We start from the raw sequence: 26,262 nt of genomic DNA on the forward strand, positions 1-26,262 counted from the left end.
ATGGCCTTGATTGAAAAGTTAAGCGAGCTGTTGCGCGCCGGTCACTGGACACAATCATATTCACGCCGAGCACCGGGTGTTATTGAACAACCTCCGATTCGGGCCTTGGTTAAAAGTTTGGTACAAAGGTTAAACGGGCGGGGCCGCAGGAAACTCCCAGTCGAAGGCAAAAAGGGCCTCTAAATCGAAGGGGAGTGAATCTTTTAGGGCGTCGTCCGAGAAATCGAACTCGCCGTGGCAGATTGATGTGCTGCCAGCTCGCCCGTGAGCTGGCAGCACATCAATCTGCCACGGACTAGCGCTCGGCCGCCGGGGCATGAAGCAGCTACTAGTTGGGACAAAGGCAATTCCAACAGACGGTTACGTTCTGCACCAGCCGTTTGCAAGGGCCTGCTTGCGTGGGTGGTCGCATGCCCGCCGTCGCCCGCTCATGGATACTCTCGCGGCCATACCCAGCCAGCGCGGCGAAGAGGCCCAAGACCGACCGTCCGGCTGGGGTGGCCGTATCGATGCCTGGGTCCAGAGCGACGAAGCGGACCTGCCGGGCGTGCAGAGCGGCCACCACCTACGTGATGTGGGCGCTGTTGCGGCCCAGCCGGTTCAGGCGGGCTAAAGTCACCGTGTCTCCGGCACGCAACGTGGCCAGCCGCTCGGTGAGCACCGGGCGCTGTGAGCGTGCCGCTGATTTTTTCCCAAATCAGGCGGTCTACGCCCGCGACCTTTAGTTGTCCATATCAAAATGTCACATCTGCGTACTTTGCCGCCATGTCCGATTTCCGTCTGCGCGTATTTGCCGCCGTGGCCCGGCACCTGAGCCTGACCAAGGCCGGCCAGGAGCTGTTTGTGAGCCAGCCGGCCGTCACCAAGCACATCCGGGAGCTGGAAGCACAGTACGGCCAGCGCCTGCTGGAGAGGCGCGGCAACCGCGTGACCCTCACCGAGGCCGGCCGCCTGCTGCACGCCCACGCCGATGCCGCCGCCGCCGCCCAGCAGCAGCTGGAAGACCAGCTGCTGGCCCTGCGCGACCCCGACGAGGCCGCCGGCCGCCTGCGCCTGGGGGCCAGCACCACCCTGAGCCAGTACGTGCTGCCGGGCCTGCTGCCCGCCTTCCAGGCCCGCTACCCGCAGGTGCAGCTCTCGTTTCTGAACGCCAACTCCGAGCGCATTGCTGAGGCCCTGCTGCGCGGCGAGCTGGACCTGGGCTTCGTGGAGGGCCGCACCAAGAGCCACGACCTGCACTACGAGCTGCTGCTGCCCGACGAGCTGGTGGCCGTGCGCCGCGCCACACCCGGCGGCCCGCCCGCCGCCCCGCTGCCCCTGGCCGAAGCCCTGGCCCACCCGCTGGTGCTGCGCGAGCGGGGCTCGGGCACGCTGGAAATCCTCGAATTTGCCCTGCGGGCGCAGCACATCAAGCTCAGCGCCCTGCCCGTGGCCATTTACCTGGACAATACGGAGGCCATCAAGCGCTACCTCGAAGCCGCGCCCACCGCCCTGGGCTTCGTGTCGCGCCGGGCCCTGGACCGCGAGCTGGCGGCCGGGCTGCTCGAAATCGTGCCCATTGCCGGGCTGCACCTGGCCCGGCAGTTTGAGGCGGTATCGGTGCAGGGGCAGCCACTGGCCCGGCCGGCGCAGCGGTTCCTGAGCTTCGTGCAGGGGCAGCTGAAGGGGGGCAAATAAAAAATGGTGATGCCGGATAACCATTCGGTATCCGCTGAAAGCACCACTTTATGAGCAGCTTACGTACCATTGCAGCGTAGTGCGGACCGGGTGGTTCGCCCATCTTCACCCTACTTGCTTATCCTCATGGAAAACACTCCGCAGCCCGCCCCAACCGATGCGCAACCCGCCGCCGAACCGGCCGCCCACGATGGCACCCCGCACTACGGCGACTTCGGCCACCCCGCCGACCCCACCGCGCCCCGCCACTACCAGGCCCCGACCAACGACGGCTCGAACGACAACCCCGACGAGTTCAGCGAGTTTCGCGGCAAAAATGCCTCAGCCACCGAGCAATACTGCCTACCCGGTGCTATTGCTGACCCAAATTTGCAGCGCGGGCACGTCGAGCAAAACCAGCACCCCGAAGCCATTGCCGCAGCCGAGGGGGGCAGCGACGCCGAAGAGCGCGCCGCCTACGCCCTCGACGACCCGCGCTACGCTGGCGGCGACGTATTCGATTTGAAGGACGAGCAAACCGGCTTCTAAGCCCTCAGACCAGTAGTTCATCCGTCCAGCGGCCGGCTCGTGGTGTACGAGCCGGCCGCTGGCGTTTCCAGCCCTCGCGGCGGCCGGCTTGGCCACGCAAAACGGACGCGCCACCCTGGCTCGGCCCGGGCAGTCAATAACCTTTGGTTATGCAGGATAATATTATTGGATAATCCAACCGGTGGGCAACGCCGTATATTTGCCTCAGAAACAAACCCCTCCCGCTCATGGCCCTCCCAGTTCAGCCCACGCCGCTTCAAGCTTCCACCCCGCTGCCCGCCCCTGCCCCGGCCGGGGAAACCGCCGCCCCCGAATTCAACGAAACCAGCGGCTTCTTCCGGCACCTGCACACGCCCCGGGTGGCCTTCGGGCAGGACTTCACCTTGAAGCAGGTGGTGTTCGTGCTGTTCTTCGTGTTCTGCCTCACGCCCTGGGCCTCGCCGCCCATTGCCCTGGCGCTGGGCCTGCTGCTGGCCCAAACCATCGGCAACCCCTTCACCACGCAAACCAAGCAGGCCACGGCCAAGCTGCTCCAGTTTTCGGTTATCGGGCTGGGCTTTGGGATGAATGCCCACGCGGCGGTGCAGGCCGGCAAGGAAGGCATCCTGTTTACGGTAGTGTCCATCTTCGGCACGCTGCTGCTGGGCTTGGTCGTGGGCCGGTGGCTGGGTCTGGGCAAGCACGTGGTGCACTTGATTTCGTGCGGCACCGCCATTTGCGGCGGCTCGGCCATCGCGGCCATCGGACCGGTGCTGCGGGCCAAGGACGAGGAAATGTCGGTGGCGCTGGGCACGGTGTTCGTGCTCAATGCCGTGGCCCTATTCGCCTTCCCGCCCATCGGCCACGCCCTGGCCATGACGCAGAACCAGTTCGGCCTGTGGTGCGCCATTGCCATCCACGACACCTCTTCGGTGGTGGGGGCGGCGGCGGCCTACGGCAACCAGGCCCTGGAAGTGGCCACCACCGTGAAGCTGGCCCGCGCCCTCTGGATTATCCCAATTTCCATCGGCACGGCCATGCTATTCAAGCAGAAGGGCGTGAAGGTGAAAATTCCCTACTTCATCTTTGGTTTCATCGCCGCCATGCTGGTCAACACCTTTATTCCCGCCGCCAAGCCCCTGGGCCCGGTGATGGTGAACCTGGCCAAAATCGGCCTCACGGTGACGCTGTTCTTTATCGGCGCGGGCCTCTCGGCCAAGGTGGTGCGCTCGGTGGGAATAAAGCCCTACGTGCTGGGCATTCTGCTCTGGGTAGTGATTTCGACCGGCTCGCTCTACGTGATTCTGCACACGGTCTAGCCGCCTGAACGGGGCAGAGCGGCCGAATGGTAGCGCTTGCTTTGCCCGATTTAACTAATTGACTGTCTGCATTCCGCAAAACAAGTTGTTTTGCGCGCTGGCTGGCCATTGCCGCCTGTTTCACCTCTCTCCTTGGCCTCATGGAAACCACTCCCGACCCCTCGCCTCGGCTGCAGCCGGAAGACAAGCAGGCCTTCATCAAAATCGCTGGCCTGCTGACCTGGGTGATTGCCCTGATGGTGCTGGTAGTAGCCGTGACGGCCTACATCGTCGTCTTCAACCCCAAAACGCCCGACCTGCTGGCCGATGCCCCGGCCACGACGGCCGCCGCTGCGAGTGGGCCTGCGGCGGGCTTGCCTGACGTTGCCGGGGGGGCTGTGGGGAGCAAAACCAACTTCTTCCAGCCCGCCCGCTTCGTGCTCGACAGCGTGAAGCCCGACCCGGAGGGCCAGCTCATCCGCTACGGCCACGAGCTGATTGCCCACACCGCCCACTACCTCGGCCCGCAAGTGGCCAACCCGGCCCTGCGGCTGGCCGGCAGCAACCTGGCCTGCCAGAACTGCCACCTGCAGGCCGGCCAGAAGGCGTTTTCGGCCCCCTACGTGGGCATCTGGGGCATTTACCCCACCTACAAAGGGCGCGAGGATGCCATCAGCACCCTGGAGGACCGCATCAATGGGTGCATGACGCGCAGCCTCAACGGCCGGCCCCTGCCGGTGGACGGCAAGGAGATGAAGGCCATCATCACCTACATGAAATGGCTGGGCCGCCAGGTGCCAGTGGGGGAGAAGGTGAAGGGCCAGGGTTTTGTTAAGTTCACCATGCCCAACCGCGAGGCGAATCTCGGGCAGGGCAAAATCGTCTTCGCCCAGCAGTGCACCAGCTGCCACGGAGCCAATGGCCAGGGCCGCCTCAACGGCACGCTGGCCGCCGATGGCTACCAGTACCCGCCGCTGTGGGGGCCCGACAGCTACAACGACGGGGCCGGCATGCACCGCCTGCAAACGGCGGCCCGCTTTATCAAGGCCAACATGCCTTTCGGCGCCACGGCCGAGCACAGCATCCTCACCGATGACGCCGCCTACGACGTGGCGGCCTACATCAACTCGCTGCCCCGCCCGCGCATGGCCCACCTGGAAAAGGACTACCCCAACCTGAAAAAGAAGCCCGCCGACTGCCCTTACCCGCCTTACGCCGACCGGTTTACGCAGCACCAGCACCAGTTTGGTCCCTACGCGGCGATGGAAGCGGGCAAAAAGGGCGGCGAGTAGCCCCGCACCGATTTCCAGTTTCACCCCTTTCGTTTTCACCGCGCTGCTTCGGTGGTGCCCTTTCCCCAGTTGCCATGAAACACCTGCTGCTGACCGCCGCGCTGCTCGCCGGCCTCACCCTCTCGGCCCGCGCCCAGACGCCCGCCACCCGCAACGCCACCGCCATGCATGACCGCGAAGCTTTTCAAAAAGGTGCCTTCCAAGGGGCCACGGCCGACCAGGCCCAGTACCATGTCATCTACCAGCTCGACAGCGACGACCCCAAGCTCATCCAGCAGACGCTGCGTAACATCGGCAACGCGCTGGAGGACAGCCGGCTTAAAGGCAAGCTCACCGTGGAGCTGATTGCCTTCGGCGGGGGCACCACGCTCTACCGCAAGGACCAGCCCTACGAGGCCCAGCTCACGGCCCTCAAGCAGAAAGGCGTGATTCTGGCCCAGTGCCTGAACACGCTGAAGGAAAGGAAAATGAGCAAGGACGAGCTGCTGCCGCTGATTTCCTACGTGCCCAGCGGCAACGGCGAGCTTATTATCCGGCAGGCCCAGGGCTGGTCGCTGGTGCATCCGTAGCGCCGGGCTCTCCGCTGCTTTCGTGCTTTTCTCCGCTTTCCTTACCCAACCCCATGAAACCCCTTCCGCACCTGCTGCTGGCGCTGGCACTGGCCGCCCCGGCCGCCCTTTTCGCCCAGACCATGCCTATCCAAAAGCCCACGCCGCCCGAGCCGGCCCACCGCTTTGACCCGCCCTGGAACGCGCCGTTTCAGGCTGGAGTGCCCTTCACGGTGCCGGGCATCGACAACGCGCCCGACCTCTACGGCGACGTGGTGGACCCGCAGTTGGTGGTGTTTTTCGGGGGCAACCAGTTCATGGTGCTCGATGATTTGCTGAAGGAGTTCCGCAAGGCCCACCCCGAGTACGTGCGCATTTTCGTGGAAACGCTGCCGCCCGGCATCCTAGCTAAGCAGATTACGCAGGGCAGCCTGGTAGTAGGCAACCTGCGCATCGAGCTGAAGCCCGACGTGTACGCGGCCGGCAAAAACCGCATGGATATGACGCCGGAGTGGTTTGCCCGCACCACCAGCTACGCCCAGAACCGGCTGGCCATCCTCGTGCGCCAGGGCAACCCCAAGAAGGTGACCAGCCTGCGCGATTTGGGCCGGCCCGAGGTGCGCGTGAGCATGCCTAACCCCGAATGGGAAGGCATCGGCAAGCGCATCGAGGAATCGTACGAGAAGGCCGGGGGCGCGGCCTTGAAAACGGCCGTGATGACGACCAAAGTGAAAGCCGGCAGCACTTACCTGACCCAGATTCACCACCGCCAGTCGCCCCTGAGGGTGCTCTACGACCAGTCCGACGCGGCCCCGGTGTGGTACACGGAGGCCTTTTATCAGAAAATGCTGGGCCACCCGGTGGAAAGCGTGGCCATCCCGGCCAAGGAAAACATCATGGCCAACTACGTGGCCGGGGTGATGAAAGCCGCGCCCCACGCCAAGGCCGCCGAAGACTTTGTGGCCTTCCTTAACAGCCCAGACGGGCAGGCCGTGTACCAGAAATACGGCTTTTTGCCGCCCGTTAAGTAACGCGCTAATACCCATGAAAACATCCCCGCTTACCCGGCTCCGCCGCTTCGCTCTATTGCTCATGTCTCCTGCTCTGCTCGCGGCCGCGCCGGCCGCCGCCCAAACCCTGCACGTGTACGGCCCCGGCGGCCCGGCCACGGCCATGAAGGAATGCGCCGCCGCCTTCACCAAACAAACCGGCCTGGACGTGGCCGTCACGGCCGGCCCCGAGCCCAAGTGGCTGGCCCAGGCGCAGCAGGACGCCGACCTGGTGTACGGCGGGGCCGAGTACATGCTCACCCAAACGGCGCTGGCCCACCCCGGCTTTATCGACGAAGCCAGCCGCACCAGCCTGTATGCCCGCGAGTCGGCGGTGCTGGTACGCCCGGGCAATCCGCTGCACATCAAGCGGCTCGAAGACCTGGCCCGGCCCGGCGTGCGCCTGCTCGACGTGAACGGGGCCGGCCAGATGGGCATGACCGAGGACATGGCCCGCACCCCGGCCCTCATCAGCAACCTGCAGCACAACACCAAAACGTCGGTCAAAACCAGCGCCGAGGCCGTGGCCCTCTGGCAGCAAAAGCCCCAGGACTACGACGCCTGGATAACCTATGCCTCCTGGCAGCCGCGCCTGCCCGGCTCGGCCCTCGTGCGCCTGCCCCGCGACCAGCGCGTGAGTCGGGGCACGCCCATTGCCCTCACCCAGCGCACCACGCAGGCCGCCGCGGCCCGGCAGTTCGTGGCCTTTCTGCAGTCGGCCGACGGGCACGCCATTTTCCGCCGCAACGGCTGGGAATAGGCCGGGCGTTGGCGGCCGGAAAGCAAACACGAAGAACGTCCTGCTTCGGCTGCGCTCAGCAGGACGGGCAAATGGCTCTTGGTTTTCACTATTCCACCTTGCTTTCCCGCATTCGCATGGCTATTCCTTCGCTTCCGATGCCGGTGCCTAGCACCCCGTTGCCCGCCGCCCCCCCGGCCGACCACGAAACGCCGCACTGGCTGTTTCGCTACGTATTCAGCCAGGACCCCAAGACCATTGCCAAACAGTACCTGCTTACGGGCATGGCTTGGGCTCTGGTGGCGGGCACGCTTTCCACGCTGTTTCGCTTGCAGCTGGGCTAACAAAGCAAGTTTGAAAATACGGGCCGCCGTACCTGCGGCAACCGCTTCTCCATCATCCAAACCCCATGACCCGTCTCGCTCAACACCCCGGCCTGCTCGCCCTGACCGGCCTGCTGCTCACCGCCATCAACCCACCGGGTCACGGCCAGGAAGGCGGCAAAATGCTCAAAAAAGAAGGCAAAACCGACGACAAGTTGCTGCGCGAAAACCGCCGCATGATGCGCGACGGCCGCGTGAACCACGGCCAAAGCCTGAGCAAAGAGCCCAAGCTCGTTCGGGAGGAAGACCGGCTGGACCATCGCCAGGCCCCCGCCCCGCGCAAAACCCGGCGGGCGGGCGGTTCGCCGCGCTAGCCGATGGCCCAGTCTTCGTCCCACGCACCGCCCCTGGCCTACACTGAAGTAGCGGGCCAGAGCCTGCGCCGCATCGAGTCGCTCAGCGACGGCGTGTTTTCCATCGCCATGACCCTGCTCGTGCTCAACCTGCGGGTGCCGGCCGCCGCCCTCGTGCGCACCGAGGCCGACGTGGGGCCGGCCCTGCGGGCGCTGCTGCCCAGCATCGGGGGCTACGTGCTGGGGTTTCTCTCGCTGGGCATTTTCTGGGTGTGCCAGAGCACGCAGTTCACCTACCTGGCGCGCAGCGACCGCCGGCTGGCCTGGTGGCACATTGCCTTTCTGCTGGTGGTGGGGCTGCTGCCCTTTTCCACGGCGTTTCTCACCACCCATTTTCCCCTGCGCGGGGCCGTGCTGGTGTACTGGGCCAACCTGCTGCTGCTGGGCGGGGCGTTGCTGGGCAGCTACCGCTACGCCCAGCGCCACGGACTGCTGCGGCCCGAGCACGCGGCCGTGGGCCGGGCCCTGATGCGCCGCCTGGGCCTGATGCAGGTGCAGTACGCGGCAGCGGCGGGCCTGTGCTTGCTCAGCGTGCCGGCCGGGGCGGGGCTGCTGCTGCTGGTGCAGCTTAACTACGCGTTGGGCCTGGTGGCCGACCGCTGGCTGGGCGACTGAAGAACCCATCGGGGCCAAATGGTGCCGCGTGGGTGGCCGTATACTCCCCCATTGCCTGTCCTATTTCCTTTCTGCTCCCTCCCATGAAAAAACACCCCTGCCTGTACCTGGGCCTGCTGGCCGGCGTGGTCGCCATCACCGCCAATACGCTGGTGCTGAAAGCGGCCCCGCTGATGGCCGTCAACGCCGAAAGCGGTGGCCTGCTCAAGCTTGTGCTGCTGCATACCACGCCGGTGTTGCCGGCCGGGCCGCTGCCCGTGGTCAAAGCCGAGGGCTTCAAGCTGCTGTTTCATTACCTCACGGGGCTGGGCATGGTGGGGCTGTACGTGCTGGTGTTCGAACCCCGGCTGCCGGGCAATGGCTGGGTAAAAGGCGGCCTGTTTTCGCTGCTGCCCTGGGTCCTCAACGGCTTCGTGGTGCTGCCGCTGCTGGGGCAGGGCTTGGCGGGCGGGCACGTGCTGACGGCCGGCGGCATGGCGTACTTTTTTGTTGCCAACGCGGTGTTTGGGCTGGTGCTGGGCGGGCTGTATGCGTACCTGCGCCAGCAGCAGGCGGCGGCAGGGGTCTAGCAGCGCTGGTTTCCGTAAGCGTTTGCTAGTTAAATTTCCGCTCTTCTCGGCGCGCATTTCCGTCCTGCCCCCCTATTAAGTCTGGTCATGAAAATCACCAAGTACATCCATTCCTGCCTGCTGTTTGAGCTCGACGGCCAACAAATTCTCTTCGACCCCGGCAAGTTTTCCTTCAACGAAGGCCTGGTGCAGCCGGAAGCGTTTAAGGACGTCTCGGTCGTCCTCATTACCCACGACCACCCCGACCACCTTGATGTGGCGGCGCTAAAGAAAATCGTGGCCCTGCGCCAGGCCGTGGTTATTTCCAACCGCGAGGTGGCGGCCGAATTGAAAAAGCACGGCCTGGCCGTGCAACTCCACGAGGAAGGCCCCCTGGAGTTGGGCGCGTTTCAGCTGCAAGCCATTCCGGTGCAGCACGAGGCCATTCTCGACAGCCCCTTGCCACAGATGACGGCCTGGCTGGTGAACGACACGGTGCTGAACCCGGCCGACTCTTTTGCCCATAATCTGCTCCCCTTCGCGGGCGTGGAGCTGCTCATTCTGCCCGTCACCGCGCCTTTTCTCACGGAGCTGGTGGTGGCCGATTTCGCCCTGAAAATGCGGCCGCAGCAGATTCTGCCAGTGCACGACGGCTACATCAAGCCCTTCTTCGTGCAGCAGCGATACGCGAACTACGGGCCGTACTTTGAGAAGCACGGCATCACGTTTCACCGGCTGGCCGAACCGGGCGCGGCCATTACCCTCACGTAGCCCACCCCATGCCCCTTACCCCCACCAACCCCCTCGCCCTGTCGGACCGGCTGGCCCTGCAACGCACGCGGCTGGCCAATGAGCGGACCTTGCTCACCTACGTGCGCACCAGCCTGGCACTGGTGGGCTTCGGGTTGGCGCTCCTTCAATTTCACCCCGAGCGGGGCGGCCGGTTGGGGTACTCCGCGCTGGCCGTGGCGGGATTGGTGCTGGCGGTAGGGCTGCTGCGCTTTCGGGCGCACCGCCGGGAACTGGCGGCCTGCCAGCTCCCGGCTGGCGGCGGTAGTTGAGCAACAAACACCCCCGGTGCTACCCGAGGCAAAAGCGTTTGCACCCATAAAAAAGGCCCCTGATGCGTCATGCACCAAGGGCCTTTTTGGTCAGCAGCCGGCTTACGGCTGCGTGAGCGTGACCGCGCCGGCCGGATTCTTGTCGCCGAGCACCACCACGGCAAAGCGCCCCGCCAGCCGCAGCCGAATCTGGTAGTAGGCGTTGACTTCGACCGCGCCCTCAGCATCGGTTTTGAAAGAAATGACGGGCTCCGGGGCTACCAGCGTGGTTTTATTGTCCGACAGGTACAGCGTGTAGGTGGTGTTGGCGGCCAGCTGCTTGAGGGCCAGCACCATTTCGTCGAGGTCTTCGGTGGGGCGGATGGTGGCCCCGCCGCCCACGCCGGGCACTGGCTGCGTACCCAGGGGCACCAGCCGAATATTCACTGGCGTCACCGGCGTGAAGGCTTCGAGGTTGCCCGTGCCGGGGCTGCCGCCCCCGGCTTTCACCACGTAGAGCAGGGCCTGCGGGGCCTGGCCGCTGCCGGTTTCGGTGAGTTTGGTATTCGTTTTGGTGTCGATGCTGACCAGCGCGTCGCCGTTTTCCAGGCCCACGTAGAGCTTGCTGCCGTCGCCGTTGGGCCACAGGCCGTGCGGGTTAGCTCCTACCGGGATAGTGGCCAGCAGCTGGCGCTGCCGGCTGTACACCTTCACGGCGTTTTCGCCGCCCACGGTCACGTAGGCGAAGTCGCCGGCGCTGGCCCCGCTGAAGCGGGTGCCGCCGCCGGGGCCGGCCATGTTTACGTGGTTGGTGCCGGGGCCGGTATCAATCACGCCTTCCACGGCGTAGGTCTGGGCATTTAGCACGGTGACTTTGCCCACGTCCTTGTGCGTGAGCCAGACCTGCTGGCCATCGGCGGTCACCACTAGGTTGGGCGAGAACTTGCTCACCACCGGCACGCGGGCCGTCACCTCGCGGGTTTTCACGTCAATCACGTCGAGCATCGCCGTTTGAGAGTGGTCCACGAACGCCACCTTGCCATCGGGCCGGAACACGACCATGCTGGGCTCGTGCTCGGTGGCGATGTTTTTCACCACCTGCAGCTTCTCCACGTCAATCACCGTCACGTAGTCCTTGCCGCGCACCGCCACCCAGAACTGCTTGCCGTCGGGCGTGAAAAAGCCCTCGTGGGGGTTGCGGTCCACGTATACCTTGCCTTTCACGGTGTTGGTGGCCAGGTCAATGAAGATAACGGCGTTGGTGAGCGTGGCAATCACGCCCAGCGTCTTGCCGTCGGGCGACACGCCAAGCCCGTGCACGTTGGACTCCATGTCGTAGAGCGGGCTCAAAAACTCGGGCCGGCCCTTGCCCAGGCGAATCACGCCCAGCAGCCGGTTGGTGCTCGGGTCGTGCACCGACACCGTGTTCGACGACTGGTCGGCCAGGTACACCCGGTCGGCGGCGCTGGCCGCGATGGGGCCGGGGTCGGGCGGCACCACCATGTCGGGCAGGGTTTCCTCGCTGTTTTTTTTCGAGCAGGCCCCCAGTAGCAGGGTGGCTGCGAGGACCAAAGTGGAGAAGTTAGTAATGCGCATGGAAAAATAAAATGGAGTGGAAGGGATGCTAAAAAACGAAGGCTGGCTCGTCGTGAAACGGGCCAGCCTTCGGGCCGTTGCGGAGCTACGTCCTAAAATTCAGGGCCTTAGCGCGGGGCCGGGGTCAGCAGCTGGCCGTTGGCCACGGGGCTGATTTGCACTACCTGCGTGGCGCTGCCGGTTTTGCCCGCCGCGTCGGTCACGGCGGCTTTGATGGTGACGCTGGTTTTGCCGCCCAGCTGCAGGGTACCGCCCACGCTCCAGCCGAAGGTGGTGCGCACGAAGCCGCTCGGGTCCAACTCGCTGCCAGCCGTGTTGAACACCGGGGCCAGGTTGCCGCCGGCCGGAATCACGTTGCCGTTGGGCTGGAGCAGGGGCACGTCGAAGGTGACTTTCAGGCCCGGCACGTAGCGGTTCACGCCGGCGTTGGATTGCGTCTTGTCTTCAATCGTGCCGCGGTCAGCGGCGGGCTTGCCAAAGGTGCCGTCCCCGTTTTCGGCCACGTTGATGCCGTTGCGCGACTTATCGAGCGCCGACACCTGGATGAAAAACAGCGCGCCGCTGGTGGGCGGGGCCGGCAGCACGCCGGCCGTCTGGATGCCGGGGCTGATGCTGGAGGGGGTGCGCGGGGCAATCATGGTCACCGTGGGGCCGTCGGGGTTGTCCACCGTGCCGTAAGTGATGGGTTTGGGGGCGGGCGTCAGGGCCTCACCGCTGAGGGCCCCGTTGGGTCCGGGGCCTACCTTCAGCAAGCGGGTGGCCGTGACCTTGCGGCCGGCGCGGTCCGTTACGGAAGTAGTCAGCGTGCAGCTGGTAGTACCGGCCGCCACCGACTCCAGCACGTGCCAGCTCACCCAGGTGGTCACGCCGGGGCCGGGCGTGTCGTCGGTGCCCGCAATGTTGAAGAGCGAGGCCAGGTTGGTTCCCTTGGGGATGGTGCCGCCGTCGGGCTTAATCAGGTCCACGTCGAGGCTGGCCGTGAAGCCGGGCAGGTTCACGTTGGGCTGGCCTAGGGCGGCGGTGTTGCGGATGTTGAGGCTTTCCTTGGTGGGGATGGTGACGGTGTCCTTGGTCACGATTTCCAGGTTGATGGCGAAGCCCGTGCCGTTGTAGTCGGCCGTGGTGGCGTTGCCCAGCCGCCCGCCGGGCATGATGGTCGCGCCCTCCACCGGCGAGACGATGTTGAGCACCGGCGGCGCGCTGGTGTCGGCGATGGCCTCGTTGTCTTTCTTGCAGCCGCCGAGCAGCAGCGCACACGCCGCCACCGGCAGCAGAAACCGTTTGAGCGACTGCGCCCGCGAGCTGATGCCAGTGTGTTGATTGAAAATGGATTGCATGTTGTAGGGTTGTGGTTACAAGTGAATTCAGTTTAGATTAGCTCGGCATTGCAGCAGGAATGGTTGTCCCGGCGGCCATTAATGGCCTTTGGGTGGCCGTCCAAAGGCGGACTATTCGGCCACCAAAACGGGTTCGCTGTCAGCGGCTTTGGGCGCGACGATTACCCGCGAAAACTTTTTGCCGGATGTATTCAAATCCCCGCCCGCGATGCGCTGCACCGGCCCCAGCGCCTGGCCCATGGCCCCGCCTTTGGCGTCGGTGCGCACGGTGGTCAGGGCGTAGTCGCGGGGGTAGGGTGCCTTGGTGCCGCTGGTCAGGAAGATGTCGTAGTCGGTGTTGGGCGTCAGGCCGCGCAGGGCGAAAGTGGCCAAATCCACCAGCCCTTCCGAGCGCAGGGTCATGGTGCCGGTGGCGGGGCCGGGAGTGGGCGGCTTCAGGGTGCGGACGATGGCGGGCTGGTCCACCAGCTGCCGGCCCAGGCCGGTGGCGCCGGCCGCGCCGGCCGGCACGGCGTTGGGCACGTACATCAGGGCCATCGGGGCCTGGCCGACTTTTATTTTGGCCAGCACTTTATTGCTCGCGGTGCTGATGGCCACGGCCGAGTCGCCGTTTTCCAGGCCCACGTACACCCGGCTGCCATCGCCCGAGGGCCAGATGCCGTGCGGCAGCGCCCCCACCGGAATGGTGGCCAGCTGCTTAAAACCCGGGGCGCGGCTGTACACCTTCACCACGTCCTCGCCGCCCACCGTCACGTAGGCCAGCTTGCCGGCGGCCACGTCCACCGTGGCCACGTGGTTGGAGATGGGGCCGGTCGTCAGCACGCCGCTGATGGTGAGCGTCTTGGTATCCAGCACCGACACCTTGCCCACGTCCTTGTGCGTGAACCAGATTTGCTGGCCGTCCCGGGTAGGGAAGATATTGGGCGAGAAGGGGCTCACCACGGGGACTTTTTTGATGACTTTGTAGGTGGCCACGTCCACCACCGCCAGCTCGGGCGAAAAGCTGGAGCACACGAAGGCGCGCTTGCCGTCGGGGCTGAAGGCAATCTGGCCGGGGCCGTTGGGCACGGGCACGCGGCGGGTTTCGCGCAGCGTGGCCACGTCGATGACGGAGAGGTAGTCCTCGCCGCGCACCGTTATCCAGGCCTCCTTGCCGTCGGGCCGGAACGTAGCCTCGTGCGGGGCGCGGCCCACGTACACGCTGCCCCGGATGGCATTCGTAGCCGTTTCGATGAAAGTGACGTTATTGGAGCCCACCGACACCACGGCCAGCAATTTGTGGTCGGGCGAAGCGCCCAGGCCGTGCACCAGCGCCTGCCCTTTGTAGAGCGCCGAGAGCAAATCGGGCTGCGGCTTGCCCAGCACAATCTGGCCCAGCAGCTTGTTGTCGACGGGGTCGATGACCGAAACGGTGTTGGAAATCTGGTCGGCGGTGTACACCCGGTCGCGGTGGCTCACGGCCTGGGCCGCGGCGGCGCTGGTAATGAGCAACAGACCGGGGAGAAGGGAAAATTTCATTTGGGATTGGGAAAAAGAACGTCATGCTGAGCATGTGGCGCATCAAGCCAGGAGCGCAGCCGTAGTCGAAGCATGACGGTTCTGATTGATTGGGCGCTATTTGCCAGAACTCTGGCTCGCCACCGGATGCTGCTTCAGCCAGGCGGCCATCTGCTGAATCTCGACCTGCTGCTCGGCGATGATGCTTTGGGCGAGGCGGCGTAGGGCCGGGTCTTTGCCGTAGAGCAGTTGCAGGCGGGCCATGTCCACGGCACCCTGGTGGTGGGGCAGCATCATGGCCGCGAAGCTGGCGTCGATGTCGTTGGGGGTGGCGCCGGTCATGCGGCGCATGCCCTCGTCCATCACCACCATCACCGAATCCATGCCGTGCTGGAAGGCGGCGACCGGGGTGCCCGGGGCGGCCATGCCGTGGTTCATGTGCATGCCGGCCATGCCCGGCATCGGGGGGGCGCTGGCCGGGTGGTGTTGGGCGCGGGCCGCAACGGCTCCGCCGAAGGTGAGCGCCAGCAAAAAGAGGAGGGATTTGGTCATGTCGTGCACTGGGGCCGCCCCATGAGCGGGGGGCTGGAGGGCTAACGCGCAACCCGGGGAAATGACTGCCGCCGGAGGGCCAACTGGACCAATACCAGTTTGAACCGGACTTCAACGGCCCGGCCTGGGCTCAGGCGAAGCGCTTGAGCAGTTGCTGCACCCCGGCGCTGTAGCTGCGCGAGGAGGTGACGTGCTGGCCGTTGGCCATGCGAAACAGGTACTCGCCATGCGACCAGTGCTTGAAGTCGACGATGTGGGCCGGGTTGACGATGCACGAGCGGTGGATGCGTAGGAACACGGCCGGGTCGAGCCGCTCGGCCAGCTGGCCCAGGGCCGTGCGCAGCGGGTAGTGCCCGCCGGCCGCGTGCAGCAGCACGCCGTTGCCGGTGGCTTCGAAGTAGCACACCTCGGCGGCCGGCACGAAGAAGCTGCGCGCCGGCAGTTTCACCAGAAACTGGTCCTGGTAGTCGGCCGCCGGGGCGGTCCAACCGTGCAGCAGGGCCTCCAGTTCGGGGACGCGGGCCTGGTCCTGGCGCAGCGCCAGCTGCTGCTGCACCCGGCCTACGCAGTCGGCAAACCGGTCGGGGTCCAGGGGCTTGAGCAGGTAATCCACGGCGTGGAGGGCGAAGGCCTGCACCGCGTACTGGTCGTAGGCCGTCACGAACACCACCAGCGGGAGCGGCTGGCCGGCCGCCTGCAGCCGCCGCAGCACCTGCACGCCATCAAGGTCGGGCATCTGCACATCAAGGAAAACGACGTCGTATGCGCCGGTGTGCAGGGCGGCGAGGGCCTCGGTGCCGTTGGCGGCTTCGCCTGTTACGGCCAGCGCCGGAAAATCGGCCAGCAGCTCGCGCAGCAGGCTGCGCGCCAGGGGCTCGTCGTCGACCAGCAGCGTGCGGATGGGGCTCATGCGGGCTCCGGGGTAACGCCGGCCGCCGCCCGCCGGAACGGGATGGACAGGCGCAGGCAGTAGCCGCACGCCGGGGCCGACTCCACCGCCAGGGCATAGTCCGGGCCGTAGAGTGTGGCCAGCCGGCTTTCCAGGTTGCGCAGACCGATGCCCCGCGCGGCGGTGTCGGCCGCGCCCCGGCCGTTGTCCTGCACCTGCAGCAGCAGCCGGTCGCCCTGTTTTTCGGCCCGCACGGCCAGCTCACCGGCCCCGGCGCGGGGCGCCAGGCCGTGGCGCACGGCGTTTTCTACCACCGGCTGCAGCAGCAGGGCGGGCAGCAGCGCCCCTTCGGTATCGGGGGCAATATTGTAGCGCACGGCCAGCCGGTCGGGGAAGCGGGTTTGCTCAATTTCGAGGTAGAGGCGGGTGAGGCGCAGCTCCTGTTCCAGGGTCACTTCCTGCTCGTCGGTGCCTTCCAGCACCAGCCGCAGAAACTGGCTGAGCTGGGCCAGCATGCGCCGGGCAGCTTTCACGTCCTGGCTCATCAGGGCCGACACGGCGTTCATGGAATTGAAGAGAAAGTGCGGCTGGAGCTGCATTTTCAGGGCCTGCAGCTGGGCCTGCACCAGCTGGGTTTCGAGCTGGGCGGCCCGCACCCGCCCTTCGCGGTACCGCTCGCGGTACTGCACGGCGTAGGCGATGCAGAGCAGCATCCAGTAAATGGGCACCCAGCTGTTGGCGTTGGCCACGACCTCGGCGAGGGAAACCCGGCCCGGCACGGCCCCGCTGCCGTGCATCACGGCGGCGTACACGAGGCGGTAAGCAAGCGTGAGGACGTAGCTGGCCGCCGCGTGGGCCAGCAGGTGCCGCAGCCGGTGGCGGCTCTCGAGGAGGTTGAAGCGGGCCGCCAGGGCAAACACCACCGGCGTGAGCAGCCCCCAAATCAGGCCGTGCAGCAGGCGCCCGCCCAAGGCCTCGCGCCAGTCGGTGGGCGTGCCGGCCGAGAGGTTCTGCACGAAAATCAGCAGCACCATGAACCCGCTGAACAGCAGCCACGCCAGGGCAATGGTGGCGCCGCTCACCAGAGGCGGGGTCTTCTGCGGTTCTGGGGGCCGGGCGGTCGTGCTCATAGGCTTTAAAGGTAGCGAAACCCGCCGCTGCCGCGCTGGCCCGGCCTCCAGGTTGGCCTTTTTGGCGGGCCAATGGGCCTTCGGGCCGGTGTTGGGCGAGCTCGATTACCCCGCCGGGGCTAAGCGCACGGGAAGTTTGTGAAAAAGGTTAGCCGTAGCAGGCGCGGGCCTCCCGCCGAGAGTCAGACAATTCTCACTAGCCTGTTTAACCTTTGTACCAAACTTTTAACCAAGGCCGATTCGTTGCGCCGGTAGCTCACACGGGGCACTGAGTGCCAGACTTCAGAACGCTCCTGGGAAACGCGGTGCGACTTCCTCCGTGCATTGCCGGCTAACCCACCTTACTGCCTTACTGTGTCACTGCTGCGGTGGCCGTCCTCGGGAAAATTGACTGCGAAGTTGTTTGCGAAACCAACTGGTTGCGCATATATTTGCAACCAATCGGTTTCATAAAAATGCCTTGACCCATGCGCAGAGATATTTTTCAAGCCATAGCCGACCCCACTAGGCGGGCTATCATCGCCTTGATTGCCCTGCAGGCAATGACCCCTAACACCCTGGCCGAACACTTCCAGACCAGCCGGCAAGCGGTGTCCAAACACCTTCGTGTGCTAACGGAATGTGAACTGGTGACACAGCAGCAACACGGCCGGGAAATTTACTATTCCCTGCAACTGGAGCGGCTGCAAGAAGTGGACCACTGGCTAAGCGACTATCGGAAGCTGTGGGAAACGCGATTCAAGCAATTGGACCAGGTATTATCAACCCTAAAAAACCAGAAGAAATGAGCGACGCTGTAGCATTTGAGTTTGCGGTCGACAAAGCCGCCAAAACCGTCACCATCACCCGGGAATTTGACGCGGACCTGTCCTTGGTGTGGGATGCGTTTACCAAGGCCGACCTGTTGGACCAATGGCTGCCCCCGCACCCCATGACCGCCAAAACCAAATACCAGGACTTCCACGTGGGGGGCAAACGCTTTTATGCCATGGTCAGCCCCGCAGGCGAGGAGCGCTGGGCCCTGCAGGAATACACCGCCATTACGCCCAAGACCCACTTCAGCATGTACAATGCGTTTGCCGACAAAGAGGAAAACGTCGAACTGCCCGGCTCGGAATGGAATCATACATTCAGCGAGCAAAACGGCACCACCACGGTGCGCATTGCGGTGTACAATGAATCCCTTGAACGGATGGAAAGAATCCTCGAAGGCTTCACCACGGGCATGAAGATGTCTCTGAGCAACCTGGAGAACCTGCTAGCAACCCTAACGGGCAGGTAATCCCATCTCAAAAAGAGCCAGCGGCCACTTCAATCGGGGACGGCTAGCCCCTCTCCTCCCCCACCGCCCAAAAAACAAAGCCAGCCCCCAAAGAGGCTGGCTTTGCAGATTCAGCACTTTCTACCCCTCCCCTACTTGGCAGGCGGCAGCTTGCCGGTTTTGCGCAGGTGGGCATCATAGAAACGGTGGGCGGCTTCCAGGTAATTCTTGATGGTCGTAGGCGTGTCCGGGCTCGGCGTGGCCAGCAGCAGGCTCATCTTAATCTCCTGCACCACGGATTTGGCGATTTGGACCGTGTGCAGCGGCACTTCGGCCTCGGGCGCGGGCGAGGCTGCCGCGGCGGGCTTACGGCCCCGGGTGGAGGCGCGTACGGGCGCAGCCGCCGGGGCTAACGGGGCTGCCGCAACTGGCGCGGGGGCCGCCACCGGAGCGGGCGCCGGTGCTGGGGTAGCCGGAGCGGCTGCCGCGGCGGGCGGTGCGATGGGTTCTACCGGTGCGGGCGGCGCCGTGGCCGTGCGGGTGGCCTCCCCTCCCATCCCGGCCCGGGCCTGCTGGCGGGCTTCTTCGGGCACTTCAATGCGGCGGCGCGGCGTGATTTGTGGTTTCTCGAAGCCCATTATTTCGCGGAGGTTGAAGTGGTGGATACAGAAGTCACGGCCGTGGCGCGGCGGTCAGGCAGGCCCAGGCGCTCGATGAGCTCCTCGCACACGCGGCGGATTTCGTCGCTGGTGTCCTTGGTGCCGCCGGCGTAGCGGGCCCAGGCCGGGTTGAGCAGGCTGTAGAGCGTCGAGGCCCGGGTGTAGGCCTTGCGGTGGCCCAGGTAGGAGTTGAAGCGCGAGAGGCCCAGCCCGTCGATGTAATCGTCCATCTCCTTTTCCTCCCGCTGCCCTGCCACGCGCTTGGTGGGCAGGCCGTAGTACTGAAAGTCAATCTGCGCGTCGTCGGCCGCTTTCTTGATGGCCTCCAGGATGGTCATAAACTCGGCCGTGGAGGCCCGGTCCAGGTAATCCGACACCAGGGGCACAATCACCGCGTCGCAGGCCGTCAGGGCGTTGAACACGTCGTCGCCGTCGGCTCGCCCCGGCACGTCGATGATAATCAGGTCGTAGTTGTGCTCGGGGTTGTCGATGAAGTCGAAAATCCGGTTCAGCTGCCAGGGGTACACGTCGTAGGGATACTGGGCGTCGGGGTTGGCTTCGCGCAGCTTGGCGAAGTTGGCCGCGTCGACCTGCTCGCGGGTCTTGACGATGCTCTGCTGGTAGTCGCAGTCCAGGACGGCGATGCGCAGGCCGTACTCGGTCGCCAGCGGGGCGGCGAGCACGAGGGCCAGCGTGGATTTACCGGAGCCCCCCTTCTGGGTGGCAAAACTGATAACCTTGGACATAGTCGGTGCGGGGTTGCGGGCGTTAGTAGCTGCCGGTTACGAGGACCAGCGGGACAGAAGCCCAAATGTAATAGAAAAGCAGAAAAACAGAACATCACTTCTGCTGAAATGCAGAAATGTTTTTACGCAATTAAACAGGAAAATAGTTCTGTTGTATAGTTAATAAACAGAAATGCAAAACAACAGAATTGTATAAAAGCATTTAAGCAGAAATGAACTTTTGCTGAACTGCAGAGTTGGAGGACTGCGGTTCTGCACGAGCACGAAGTGGACATACCTGTATTGTCGAAACAGAAATGCAGAACAACAGAATTGTATAAAAGCAGAATTAGTCAACTGCCAGCAGGAGGATGCAGAGAGCAGAAACACAGAACTGCAGAAAAGCAGAAATACAGTGTAGCCCTGCCTCACCCGGCAAACCCTGATAACTGCTAACAACAGAAAAACAGAATTGCAGAACTGTAGTATTAATCCGAGTCACGGAAACGTCGCTGCTGGGCGGTAGGCAGCGATTGATGGGAAGCAAGGTGCGTGTCTGATGGAGGCCGGCTAGTAGGGTATTGTTGTTCCGTATCCGGGAAATGCGGGCTAAGTCGGAAGCCAGTAAAGGAGAAGGAATAGCGGGCAGTGAAGAAAAAGGCGGCAGCTTCTAACACGAAAGCGGAAAGCTGCGTACTAGCTTCTGACTAACTTTTTACTAAGTGTAGATTAGTCTTAGCAAGAAGAACAACCCACTCCTGCGGCTAATGCCTTAGTCTTGAGTGGTTTATAAACCAGCAAAGCTGATTTATGGGACACAGGAAGCTAAGTGCCTGATTTAAAGATTGAAAAATGGCCCACAAGGCCGCTAAACCGGAAACAGCACGATGAACACGGAGCTACGCAAACGGGTCACCCTGGACAACAACGCCCACCGGAAGGCCGAAGCGGCCGCGACGGAAGTGGGCACCAGCCTGGGGGTGTATACCAGCGCGGCGGTGGAATACTTTGCTACCCGGGGCCTGGACCCCCGCGAGACAGAGGCCCGCGAAGGGCAGCTCATCATGCAGCAGATAAAGAAGCTCGGGGACCGGGTATTCGGGTTTCTGCAGGAGCAGGAGCGCACCCTGCTCACGGCCATGCTGGAGGAGATGCTGCGCACCCGCATCACGTTGGACCGGGTGCTGCGCCTGAACGAAATCCTGGTGAGCAACCTCAATGCCCAGCTGGAAACGCTCAGCGAAGCGCAGCTGCAACGGCAGCAGCAGGCGCTCCAGCTGCTGCGTCAGCGCAACGAGGAAGCGGTGGAAAAGCAGGTGAAAGAAACCTTGGAAGCAGCCCGGAAAGAGGGGCCCGGCAAGCGCAGTAAGACAACCGAAGCAGCAGCAGGGCAGGGGCAATAGGGCGGGAAAGCACCCACAATACGCGAGTAAAAAACCGGTATACCTTCTGATGTACGTCAAATTAATCAACCCCAAAACGCACGGCAAAGCGGCCTACACCAACACCGGCAGCAGCGCGCAGACGCTCCAGTACCTGCAGCACGAAGCGGTAGGGGAGGGGCGGGAAGCCACGTTTTTCAGCGCCGACGCCGACGAGTTGAATGCCGCGCAGGTGCGGCAGGCCATCGACACCAACGTGAAAGGCCTGCGGGCCACCGAGGCTAAATTCTACTCCCTGGTGCTGAGCCCGAGCGAGCAGGAGCTGGCTCACATCGGCAGCGACCCGGAAAAGCTCAGGGCCTACACGCGGGAAGTGATGCAGCAGTACGCGCAGAACTTCAACCTGCCCGGCGGCCGAAAGCTGGGCAGCCAGGATATCGTGTGGGGCGCCGTGCTCCACCAGGACCGCACCCACCGGGGCACGGACCCCGAAGTTGTGGCCGGCACGGCCAAAGCCGGAGAGAAGCGGACGGGCCTACAGGCCCACGTGCACGTCATTGTCAGCGCCCGCGACGCGGAGCAACAGATAACTCTCAACCCCGGCGGGCGCCGGCAGCGGTTTGATTTGATGCGCTGGCAGGCGGCTTCGGGCCGGCAGTTCGAGCGGCAGTTCGGCTACGTGGCCCAGGAGCATGAGAAGCTACGGCCCCAGGCCACCCGGCAGCGGGACAGTACCCACGACGCCGGCCGGTTGGAAAAGATTGCCGAGCGCGTGGCGCGCATTAACCTGCTGGTGCCCCGTGAGCAGCACCTGGCGCCGGACACGGTGCAGGGCATCGCGGTGGCCCGGGAATTTGACAAGACCTTTTACCGGATGCTGGCCCGGGTGGAAGAGCGGGCCCGCGACGGACGTCCCATTGACAACGCCCTGCAGCTGCTTAGTACGGGACGGGAGCAGGCGGCGGCACCACAGCGCCAGGCCGCCACTGCTCTGCACGCGGTGCAGCACCTGGTACGCCGCGCGCAGAACACCCAAGACGAGCGCACCGAGCACGTGGCCGAGAAGCCCGGACGACGCGGCGCGGAGCTCGACATCGAGATGTAAGCCCACCAGCAATCTACCCCCTTTCCCTGTATCCTATGACCAGTTCACCTCCCCGGCCGGCGGCCCAGTCCCAATCAATTGGTTTGCTCATCGGCCTGCTGCTGCTGGCCTTGCTGGCCGGCGAATGGTACGTGCTGCAGCACCCGGCGGAACTAGCGGCGGCCCGAGCGGCCCAGCACCAGGCCGCGCAAACTCCCGGCCTGACGCCCGGCCAGCGCCTGGCGGCCCGGATGGCCGTCATTAACCAGCAACGGGCCGAAGCCCGCCGGGCACGGCTGCAGCGGCAGACGGCGCCGGTAGTAGGCAAGCCGGCCGCCGGACTGGCCACGGCCACGAGCCGGGCCGGCGACCAGGTAGTGAGCAGGGGAGGGGCAGCCGCGCTGCGCGTGGCCACCGCCGGGCAGGGGTTTAAAGGCAAGCTGCTGGTCAAGGCGGGCCGGTTCTACGAAGCCGCCGGCGGCTATCTGCGGGCGCTGGTGCTGCTCGGGGCCGGAGTGCTGGTATTTGTGCTGCCCGCACCGGAGCGCAAACCCGGCGGCCCGGCCCGGCGCAAGCCGCTGCGGCCCCAGGCCGTGCGCGTCGTCGTGGCCAGCTGCGCGGGGCTGTTTCTGCTTAGCGCCTACGGGCTGCTCACCATGGCTTCCTACCAGCCGGGCTTCATCCGCGTGGGCTACCCCGTCGCAGTGACTATCGCGCTGGCCAGCGGCTTTGTGGTGGGGCTGCTGCGGGCCGCAACCAGGAGCCCGGAGTTTGGGCTAAGTGTGGAGCGTAAGAAGCTGGAGACGCCGGATGGGTTCAACCTGCCCACGGAAGGGGGCGGTTGGGTGAACGTGCCCAATCCCTACCGCGGCGTGCTGGTGCTGGGCGGTGCTGGCGCGGGCAAGACCTACTCCATCGGGGAGCCGCTCATCGAGCAGCTGGCGGCCAAGAACTTTGCCGGGCTCATCTACGACTTCAAGTTTCCGGTGCTGGCCGAAACGGCGCAGAAAGCGCTGGAGCTGGCCGGGCGCCGACAGAATCCGCCGCGGCTGCTGGCCAACGGAGAGCCCGAGCCGGCGGTGGTGCTGCACGTCATCAACTTCCGCGACCTGACCCGCAGCGAGCGGGTGAACCCGCTGCGGGCCGAGGACATGCCGGTGGTAGCTTTCGCCGAGGAGTACTCGCGGGCCATCATCAACAACCTCAACCCGGCCAGCATCCGCAAGATGGAGTTCTTCGATATCAGCGCGGTGGCTTACCTGACGGGCATCATCTGGTTTTACAAAAAGCACTTTTCCCGCTACTGCACTATTCCCCACGTGGTGGCCACGGCCGTGCACAAGGACTTCAAGCACGTGCTGAGCATGCTGGAAACGGACCCGGAGTGCGCCGGCATGGTGCGCAGCATCGTGACGGCCGTGGAGCAGCGGGCCGAGAAGCAGGTGGCGGCCGTGGTGGGCACGCTGCAGGTGATTCTGAACCGCATTAACTCGCCGGAAATCGTGTGGGTGCTCACGCCCGACGAGGCGAAAGGGGAGGGGTTCTCGCTTAATCTGAATGACCCGAAGCAGCCCGCGCTGCTGTGCATCGGCAACGACCCCACGCTTAAGGAAACCTTCTCGCCGGTGGTCAGCTGCATCATCACGGTTGCCATCAAGCTCATGAACCAGCAGCACAAGCACCGCAGCTACGTGTTCCTCGACGAGGCCGCCACGGTGTACGTGCCGGGACTGGAGCTGCTGCCGGCCACGGCCCGCAGCAACAAGGTGGCCACCATCTACATGACCCAGGACTTAGCTCAAATGACCGATGCCTATGGCCCTGAAAAGATGAAGGTTATGGTGAGCAACCTCAACAACCAGTTTTTCGGCAAGGTCAACTCGCTCGATACGGCCAAGTTCATCTCGGAGCTCGTGGGCCGCGAGGACAAGCAGATGCACAGCACCAGCACGGGCAAGAGCCAGGGCGGGGGAGGGGGCCACGGCAGCCACAGCTCCAACCTGAGCACCAGCTACCAGGAGCGCAACCTGGTGCGGGTGCAGGACGCCATCGGCCTGCAGCAGGGCGAGTTTATCGGGCAGACGGTGGAAACCGAGCGCACCTTCTTCCAGGGCGTCATCTCCCGGGCCGACGCCACACAGGAGCGGTTTCCGCTGCACCCCGTGGCCACGTTCGGGACTGGCGAAGAGGACAGCGCCGCCGTATTGTCGACGGTGGTGCAGGAGAACTACCGGCGGGTCAGCCAGCAGGTAAAAGAAACGCTGGCCCTGCATGTAAACACCTTAGCAGGAGGCACAAAGAATGAGGTGGATTAGCCTCAAAAAGACCGTTAAAAGCGACGTTTAAGCCCTTTTTACTGTTAAGTAAGTACCCGAGTATCCACACCCAGAACCTTATGATGAAGACCTTTTTCACGCCCGCCCCGGCCGGCCTCACCCCCGAGCAGCTGACCGCCCGCCAGGAGCGCGAGCGGCACGCCAACAACTCCATTGCCATCCTGATGAGCAACGGGCCCGCGCCCAGCCCGGAGGCCCTGGCCATCATGCAGCGACACGTGGACGGGGATATAAGCATCGAGGAGGCCATTGAGCTGACTGACGCCATGCTGCTGGCCCGCTACCGGCCGGCAGCCGACTCCGCTACCTCCGAGCCTAACCCCGCGCGCTGATGGTAGCCGGCGACCGATTCAGCGACGAGAACGGGGTGCGGATAAACCGGCTGGGCATTACCGACTCTCAGCAACTGGCCCAGGCCGAAACCGATTCCTCGCTGCTGCGCCTGCAGCGGCTTAATATGCAGGGTGGCATACCCGGCGGGCGCTATGACCACGCCCATCTCAAGCAGGTGCACGAGAAGCTGTTTGAGGGCGTCTACCAGTGGGCCGGCGAAACCCGGGCCGACCGGGAGTTTCAGGGGCACAAACCCACGTACGTCACCGGCTTCAAGGAAACGATGACCTACGCGCCCTACAAGGAGATAGAGCCGCGCCTGAACGCCATCGGTGAGCAGCTGGGCAAAGAGAACTACCTGAAAGGGCTGCCGGAAGAGAAGTTTGCCGAACGGGCGGCCTACTACCTCGACCAGTATAACCATGCCCATGCCTTTCGGGACGGCAACGGACGGACGCTGCAGGCCACGTTTGTGCAGCTGGGCAAGGAAGCCGGCTACCAGGTTGACTTTGCCCGCATCGACCCGGCCACGCTCAACCGGGCCCGCGACCTGGCGATGGTGCGCCCACATGCGCCCCAGGAAGCAGAGAAGAACCTGCAGGCGCTGAAGGCCATGTTTGAGCAGGTCATCAGCCCGGCGCCGGGCCTCGAAGCTGAAAAGCTGCGTGACCCCAGCCAGGCGCGGCCATTAGCTGCCTTATCCGCGCAGATGCAAGCCATGGATGCGCGCCGCGAATTTGAGGTGACGGGCTATCGGGTAATGGACATTGTGGCCAACATGCCCGGGGCCGGCAATTATGAGAAGGGCGTCGCGGTCGGGAAGGGGGTAGAGGCTACTAACCTGAATCCGGCGGCTATTCAGACCCACTTGGGGCAGTTTCAGCAGGCGGCGGAGAAAATCAGCAAGCATCCGGCTTTGCAGGGGCCCGATGCCGCGCAGGACCAGCGGGACGCGCGGCGGTTTCGCGCGGCGGCCGAACAGGTGCAGGTAATAGCAGTGACTAGAGAAGCAGCTAGTGCCCAACGGCCGCTACCCCAAACTCACGCGGAAGCCCAGACCGTTTTTAAGGACGCTGCCAGGCAGGTGGCCCAGGGCCTACGCGAGCACGGAAAAGGACTGGAAGCGACCCGACTGCAGGAAGTGTCCCGGCACGTAGAGCGTACGCCGTTTATTGGCGGGTTGAATCGGGAAAACATCGGTAAATCCATCGACGCAGCGGATAAGATTGCGGCGCTGAATGGCAGTCGACAACTGGACGAGTTGAAAAGCGCGGTAGGTATAATGGAAAAGCCCCCTAAAGAATTGGAACTTGGCACAGCCAAGATGGAAGCGTATGGCCGCGATGTCAGAGGTATAGAACGATAGGCATCAAAGACAGGGTTCGAAAAACCTACGAAAAAAATAGCATAGAAATATGGGTTTTTAGGCCTT

29 protein-coding genes and 1 pseudogene are annotated in these 26,262 nt (G+C 64.2%); 21 read left to right on the forward strand and 9 right to left on the reverse strand.

Going from position 1 to position 26,262, the window contains the following annotated elements; all coding sequences use genetic code 11:
- Positions 1-328 precede the first annotated feature (328 nt).
- Positions 329-661, reverse strand: a pseudogene (locus H9I52_RS20800) (recombinase family protein).
- Positions 662-765: 104 nt separating this feature from the next.
- On the opposite strand from H9I52_RS20800, the gene H9I52_RS20810 reads away from it, so the two are divergent.
- The 13 genes from H9I52_RS20810 (at position 766) to H9I52_RS20870 (ending at position 10,070) form a co-directional block, all read left to right on the forward strand.
- The gene (locus H9I52_RS20810; protein ID WP_073112418.1) at positions 766-1,677 is read left to right on the forward strand and encodes a LysR substrate-binding domain-containing protein; all 912 of its coding nucleotides are present in this window, start codon (positions 766-768) and stop codon (positions 1,675-1,677) included.
- Positions 1,678-1,803: 126 nt separating this feature from the next.
- Positions 1,804-2,205, forward strand: a complete 402-nt coding sequence (locus tag H9I52_RS20815) for a hypothetical protein (protein ID WP_019949224.1) — start codon at positions 1,804-1,806, stop codon at positions 2,203-2,205.
- 227 nt (positions 2,206-2,432) lie between these two features.
- Positions 2,433-3,503 (forward strand): YeiH family protein, encoded by a 1,071-nt coding sequence (locus H9I52_RS20820; RefSeq protein WP_187455458.1) that lies wholly within the window; start codon positions 2,433-2,435, stop codon positions 3,501-3,503.
- Positions 3,504-3,643: 140 nt separating this feature from the next.
- Positions 3,644-4,774, forward strand: coding sequence for a c-type cytochrome (locus H9I52_RS20825; RefSeq protein ID WP_019949222.1), 1,131 nt, complete (start codon positions 3,644-3,646; stop codon positions 4,772-4,774).
- 74 nt (positions 4,775-4,848) lie between these two features.
- The gene (locus tag H9I52_RS20830) at positions 4,849-5,343 is read left to right on the forward strand and encodes a DsrE family protein (RefSeq protein ID WP_019949221.1); all 495 of its coding nucleotides are present in this window, start codon (positions 4,849-4,851) and stop codon (positions 5,341-5,343) included.
- 53 nt (positions 5,344-5,396) lie between these two features.
- Positions 5,397-6,353, forward strand: a complete 957-nt coding sequence (locus H9I52_RS20835) for a molybdate ABC transporter substrate-binding protein (protein ID WP_019949220.1) — start codon at positions 5,397-5,399, stop codon at positions 6,351-6,353.
- Positions 6,354-6,366: 13 nt separating this feature from the next.
- A complete protein-coding gene (locus tag H9I52_RS20840; RefSeq protein WP_073112416.1) occupies positions 6,367-7,131 on the forward strand; it encodes a substrate-binding domain-containing protein in 765 nt (254 codons plus the stop codon).
- 116 nt (positions 7,132-7,247) lie between these two features.
- The gene (locus tag H9I52_RS20845; RefSeq protein ID WP_073112413.1) at positions 7,248-7,454 is read left to right on the forward strand and encodes a hypothetical protein; all 207 of its coding nucleotides are present in this window, start codon (positions 7,248-7,250) and stop codon (positions 7,452-7,454) included.
- A 65-nt stretch (positions 7,455-7,519) separates the two neighbouring features.
- On the forward strand, positions 7,520-7,807 hold the full coding sequence (locus H9I52_RS20850; protein WP_073112411.1) for a hypothetical protein: 288 nt from the start codon (positions 7,520-7,522) through the stop codon (positions 7,805-7,807).
- A gap of 3 nt (positions 7,808-7,810) precedes the next feature.
- Positions 7,811-8,461 (forward strand): TMEM175 family protein, encoded by a 651-nt coding sequence (locus H9I52_RS20855; RefSeq protein ID WP_084539176.1) that lies wholly within the window; start codon positions 7,811-7,813, stop codon positions 8,459-8,461.
- Between the two features lie 83 nt (positions 8,462-8,544).
- Positions 8,545-9,030: a hypothetical protein gene (locus tag H9I52_RS20860; RefSeq protein WP_073112409.1), complete on the forward strand. Its 486-nt coding sequence runs from the start codon at positions 8,545-8,547 to the stop codon at positions 9,028-9,030.
- An 87-nt stretch (positions 9,031-9,117) separates the two neighbouring features.
- On the forward strand, positions 9,118-9,780 hold the full coding sequence (locus H9I52_RS20865) for an MBL fold metallo-hydrolase (protein ID WP_073112407.1): 663 nt from the start codon (positions 9,118-9,120) through the stop codon (positions 9,778-9,780).
- Between the two features lie 8 nt (positions 9,781-9,788).
- Positions 9,789-10,070: a YidH family protein gene (locus H9I52_RS20870; RefSeq protein WP_073112405.1), complete on the forward strand. Its 282-nt coding sequence runs from the start codon at positions 9,789-9,791 to the stop codon at positions 10,068-10,070.
- 102 nt (positions 10,071-10,172) lie between these two features.
- Here H9I52_RS20870 and H9I52_RS20875 read toward each other — a convergent pair whose 3' ends face one another.
- From H9I52_RS20875 to H9I52_RS20890, 4 genes are all read right to left on the reverse strand, one after another.
- Positions 10,173-11,645 (reverse strand): hypothetical protein, encoded by a 1,473-nt coding sequence (locus H9I52_RS20875; protein WP_187455459.1) that lies wholly within the window; start codon positions 11,643-11,645, stop codon positions 10,173-10,175.
- A 107-nt stretch (positions 11,646-11,752) separates the two neighbouring features.
- A complete protein-coding gene (locus H9I52_RS20880) occupies positions 11,753-12,982 on the reverse strand; it encodes a hypothetical protein (RefSeq protein WP_073112403.1) in 1,230 nt (409 codons plus the stop codon).
- A 111-nt stretch (positions 12,983-13,093) separates the two neighbouring features.
- A complete protein-coding gene (locus tag H9I52_RS20885) occupies positions 13,094-14,500 on the reverse strand; it encodes a YncE family protein (protein ID WP_135533086.1) in 1,407 nt (468 codons plus the stop codon).
- A 96-nt stretch (positions 14,501-14,596) separates the two neighbouring features.
- Positions 14,597-14,863: a DUF305 domain-containing protein gene (locus tag H9I52_RS20890; protein ID WP_222940591.1), complete on the reverse strand. Its 267-nt coding sequence runs from the start codon at positions 14,861-14,863 to the stop codon at positions 14,597-14,599.
- A 54-nt stretch (positions 14,864-14,917) separates the two neighbouring features.
- On the opposite strand from H9I52_RS20890, the gene H9I52_RS20895 reads away from it, so the two are divergent.
- Entirely contained in the window at positions 14,918-15,076 is a 159-nt protein-coding gene (locus tag H9I52_RS20895) for a hypothetical protein (RefSeq protein ID WP_187455492.1), read from the forward strand.
- An 85-nt stretch (positions 15,077-15,161) separates the two neighbouring features.
- Here H9I52_RS20895 and H9I52_RS20900 read toward each other — a convergent pair whose 3' ends face one another.
- Both H9I52_RS20900 and H9I52_RS20905 read right to left on the reverse strand, forming a co-directional pair.
- A complete protein-coding gene (locus H9I52_RS20900; protein ID WP_073112399.1) occupies positions 15,162-15,941 on the reverse strand; it encodes a LytR/AlgR family response regulator transcription factor in 780 nt (259 codons plus the stop codon).
- Positions 15,938-17,050 carry a sensor histidine kinase gene (locus tag H9I52_RS20905; protein WP_135533088.1) on the reverse strand — a complete coding sequence of 371 codons (1,113 nt, stop codon included), beginning with the start codon at positions 17,048-17,050 and terminating at the stop codon, positions 15,938-15,940. The genes H9I52_RS20900 and H9I52_RS20905 overlap by 4 nt, the downstream gene beginning before the upstream one ends.
- Before the next feature lie 467 nt (positions 17,051-17,517).
- Here H9I52_RS20905 and H9I52_RS20910 point away from each other — a divergent pair, with 467 nt between their 5' ends.
- Both H9I52_RS20910 and H9I52_RS20915 read left to right on the forward strand, forming a co-directional pair.
- Positions 17,518-17,838 (forward strand): ArsR/SmtB family transcription factor, encoded by a 321-nt coding sequence (locus H9I52_RS20910; protein ID WP_187455460.1) that lies wholly within the window; start codon positions 17,518-17,520, stop codon positions 17,836-17,838.
- Entirely contained in the window at positions 17,835-18,332 is a 498-nt protein-coding gene (locus H9I52_RS20915) for an SRPBCC domain-containing protein (RefSeq protein WP_187455461.1), read from the forward strand. The genes H9I52_RS20910 and H9I52_RS20915 overlap by 4 nt, the downstream gene beginning before the upstream one ends.
- Positions 18,333-18,463: 131 nt before the next feature.
- Here the strand turns inward: H9I52_RS20915 and H9I52_RS22885 are convergent, their stop codons facing one another.
- Positions 18,464-18,949 carry a hypothetical protein gene (locus H9I52_RS22885; RefSeq protein ID WP_222940592.1) on the reverse strand — a complete coding sequence of 162 codons (486 nt, stop codon included), beginning with the start codon at positions 18,947-18,949 and terminating at the stop codon, positions 18,464-18,466.
- A complete protein-coding gene (locus H9I52_RS20925; protein ID WP_187455462.1) occupies positions 18,949-19,716 on the reverse strand; it encodes a ParA family protein in 768 nt (255 codons plus the stop codon). The genes H9I52_RS22885 and H9I52_RS20925 overlap by 1 nt, the downstream gene beginning before the upstream one ends.
- A gap of 866 nt (positions 19,717-20,582) precedes the next feature.
- Here H9I52_RS20925 and H9I52_RS20930 point away from each other — a divergent pair.
- The 5 genes from H9I52_RS20930 (at position 20,583) to H9I52_RS20950 (ending at position 26,196) form a co-directional block, all read left to right on the forward strand.
- Positions 20,583-21,098 carry a BfmA/BtgA family mobilization protein gene (locus tag H9I52_RS20930; RefSeq protein WP_187455463.1) on the forward strand — a complete coding sequence of 172 codons (516 nt, stop codon included), beginning with the start codon at positions 20,583-20,585 and terminating at the stop codon, positions 21,096-21,098.
- A gap of 49 nt (positions 21,099-21,147) precedes the next feature.
- Positions 21,148-22,182 carry a DUF5712 family protein gene (locus H9I52_RS20935; protein ID WP_187455464.1) on the forward strand — a complete coding sequence of 345 codons (1,035 nt, stop codon included), beginning with the start codon at positions 21,148-21,150 and terminating at the stop codon, positions 22,180-22,182.
- A 35-nt stretch (positions 22,183-22,217) separates the two neighbouring features.
- Entirely contained in the window at positions 22,218-24,476 is a 2,259-nt protein-coding gene (locus tag H9I52_RS20940) for a TraM recognition domain-containing protein (protein WP_187455465.1), read from the forward strand.
- Between the two features lie 80 nt (positions 24,477-24,556).
- Complete coding sequence (locus tag H9I52_RS20945; protein ID WP_187455466.1) at positions 24,557-24,829, forward strand: antitoxin VbhA family protein; 273 nt, start codon at positions 24,557-24,559, stop codon at positions 24,827-24,829.
- Positions 24,829-26,196: a Fic/DOC family protein gene (locus tag H9I52_RS20950; protein ID WP_187455467.1), complete on the forward strand. Its 1,368-nt coding sequence runs from the start codon at positions 24,829-24,831 to the stop codon at positions 26,194-26,196. Before H9I52_RS20945 ends, H9I52_RS20950 begins: the two co-directional genes overlap by 1 nt.
- Positions 26,197-26,262: the final 66 nt, after the last annotated feature.

This window comes from Hymenobacter sp. BT491, assembly GCF_014349165.1.
GTDB lineage: Bacteria > Bacteroidota > Bacteroidia > Cytophagales > Hymenobacteraceae > Hymenobacter > Hymenobacter jejuensis.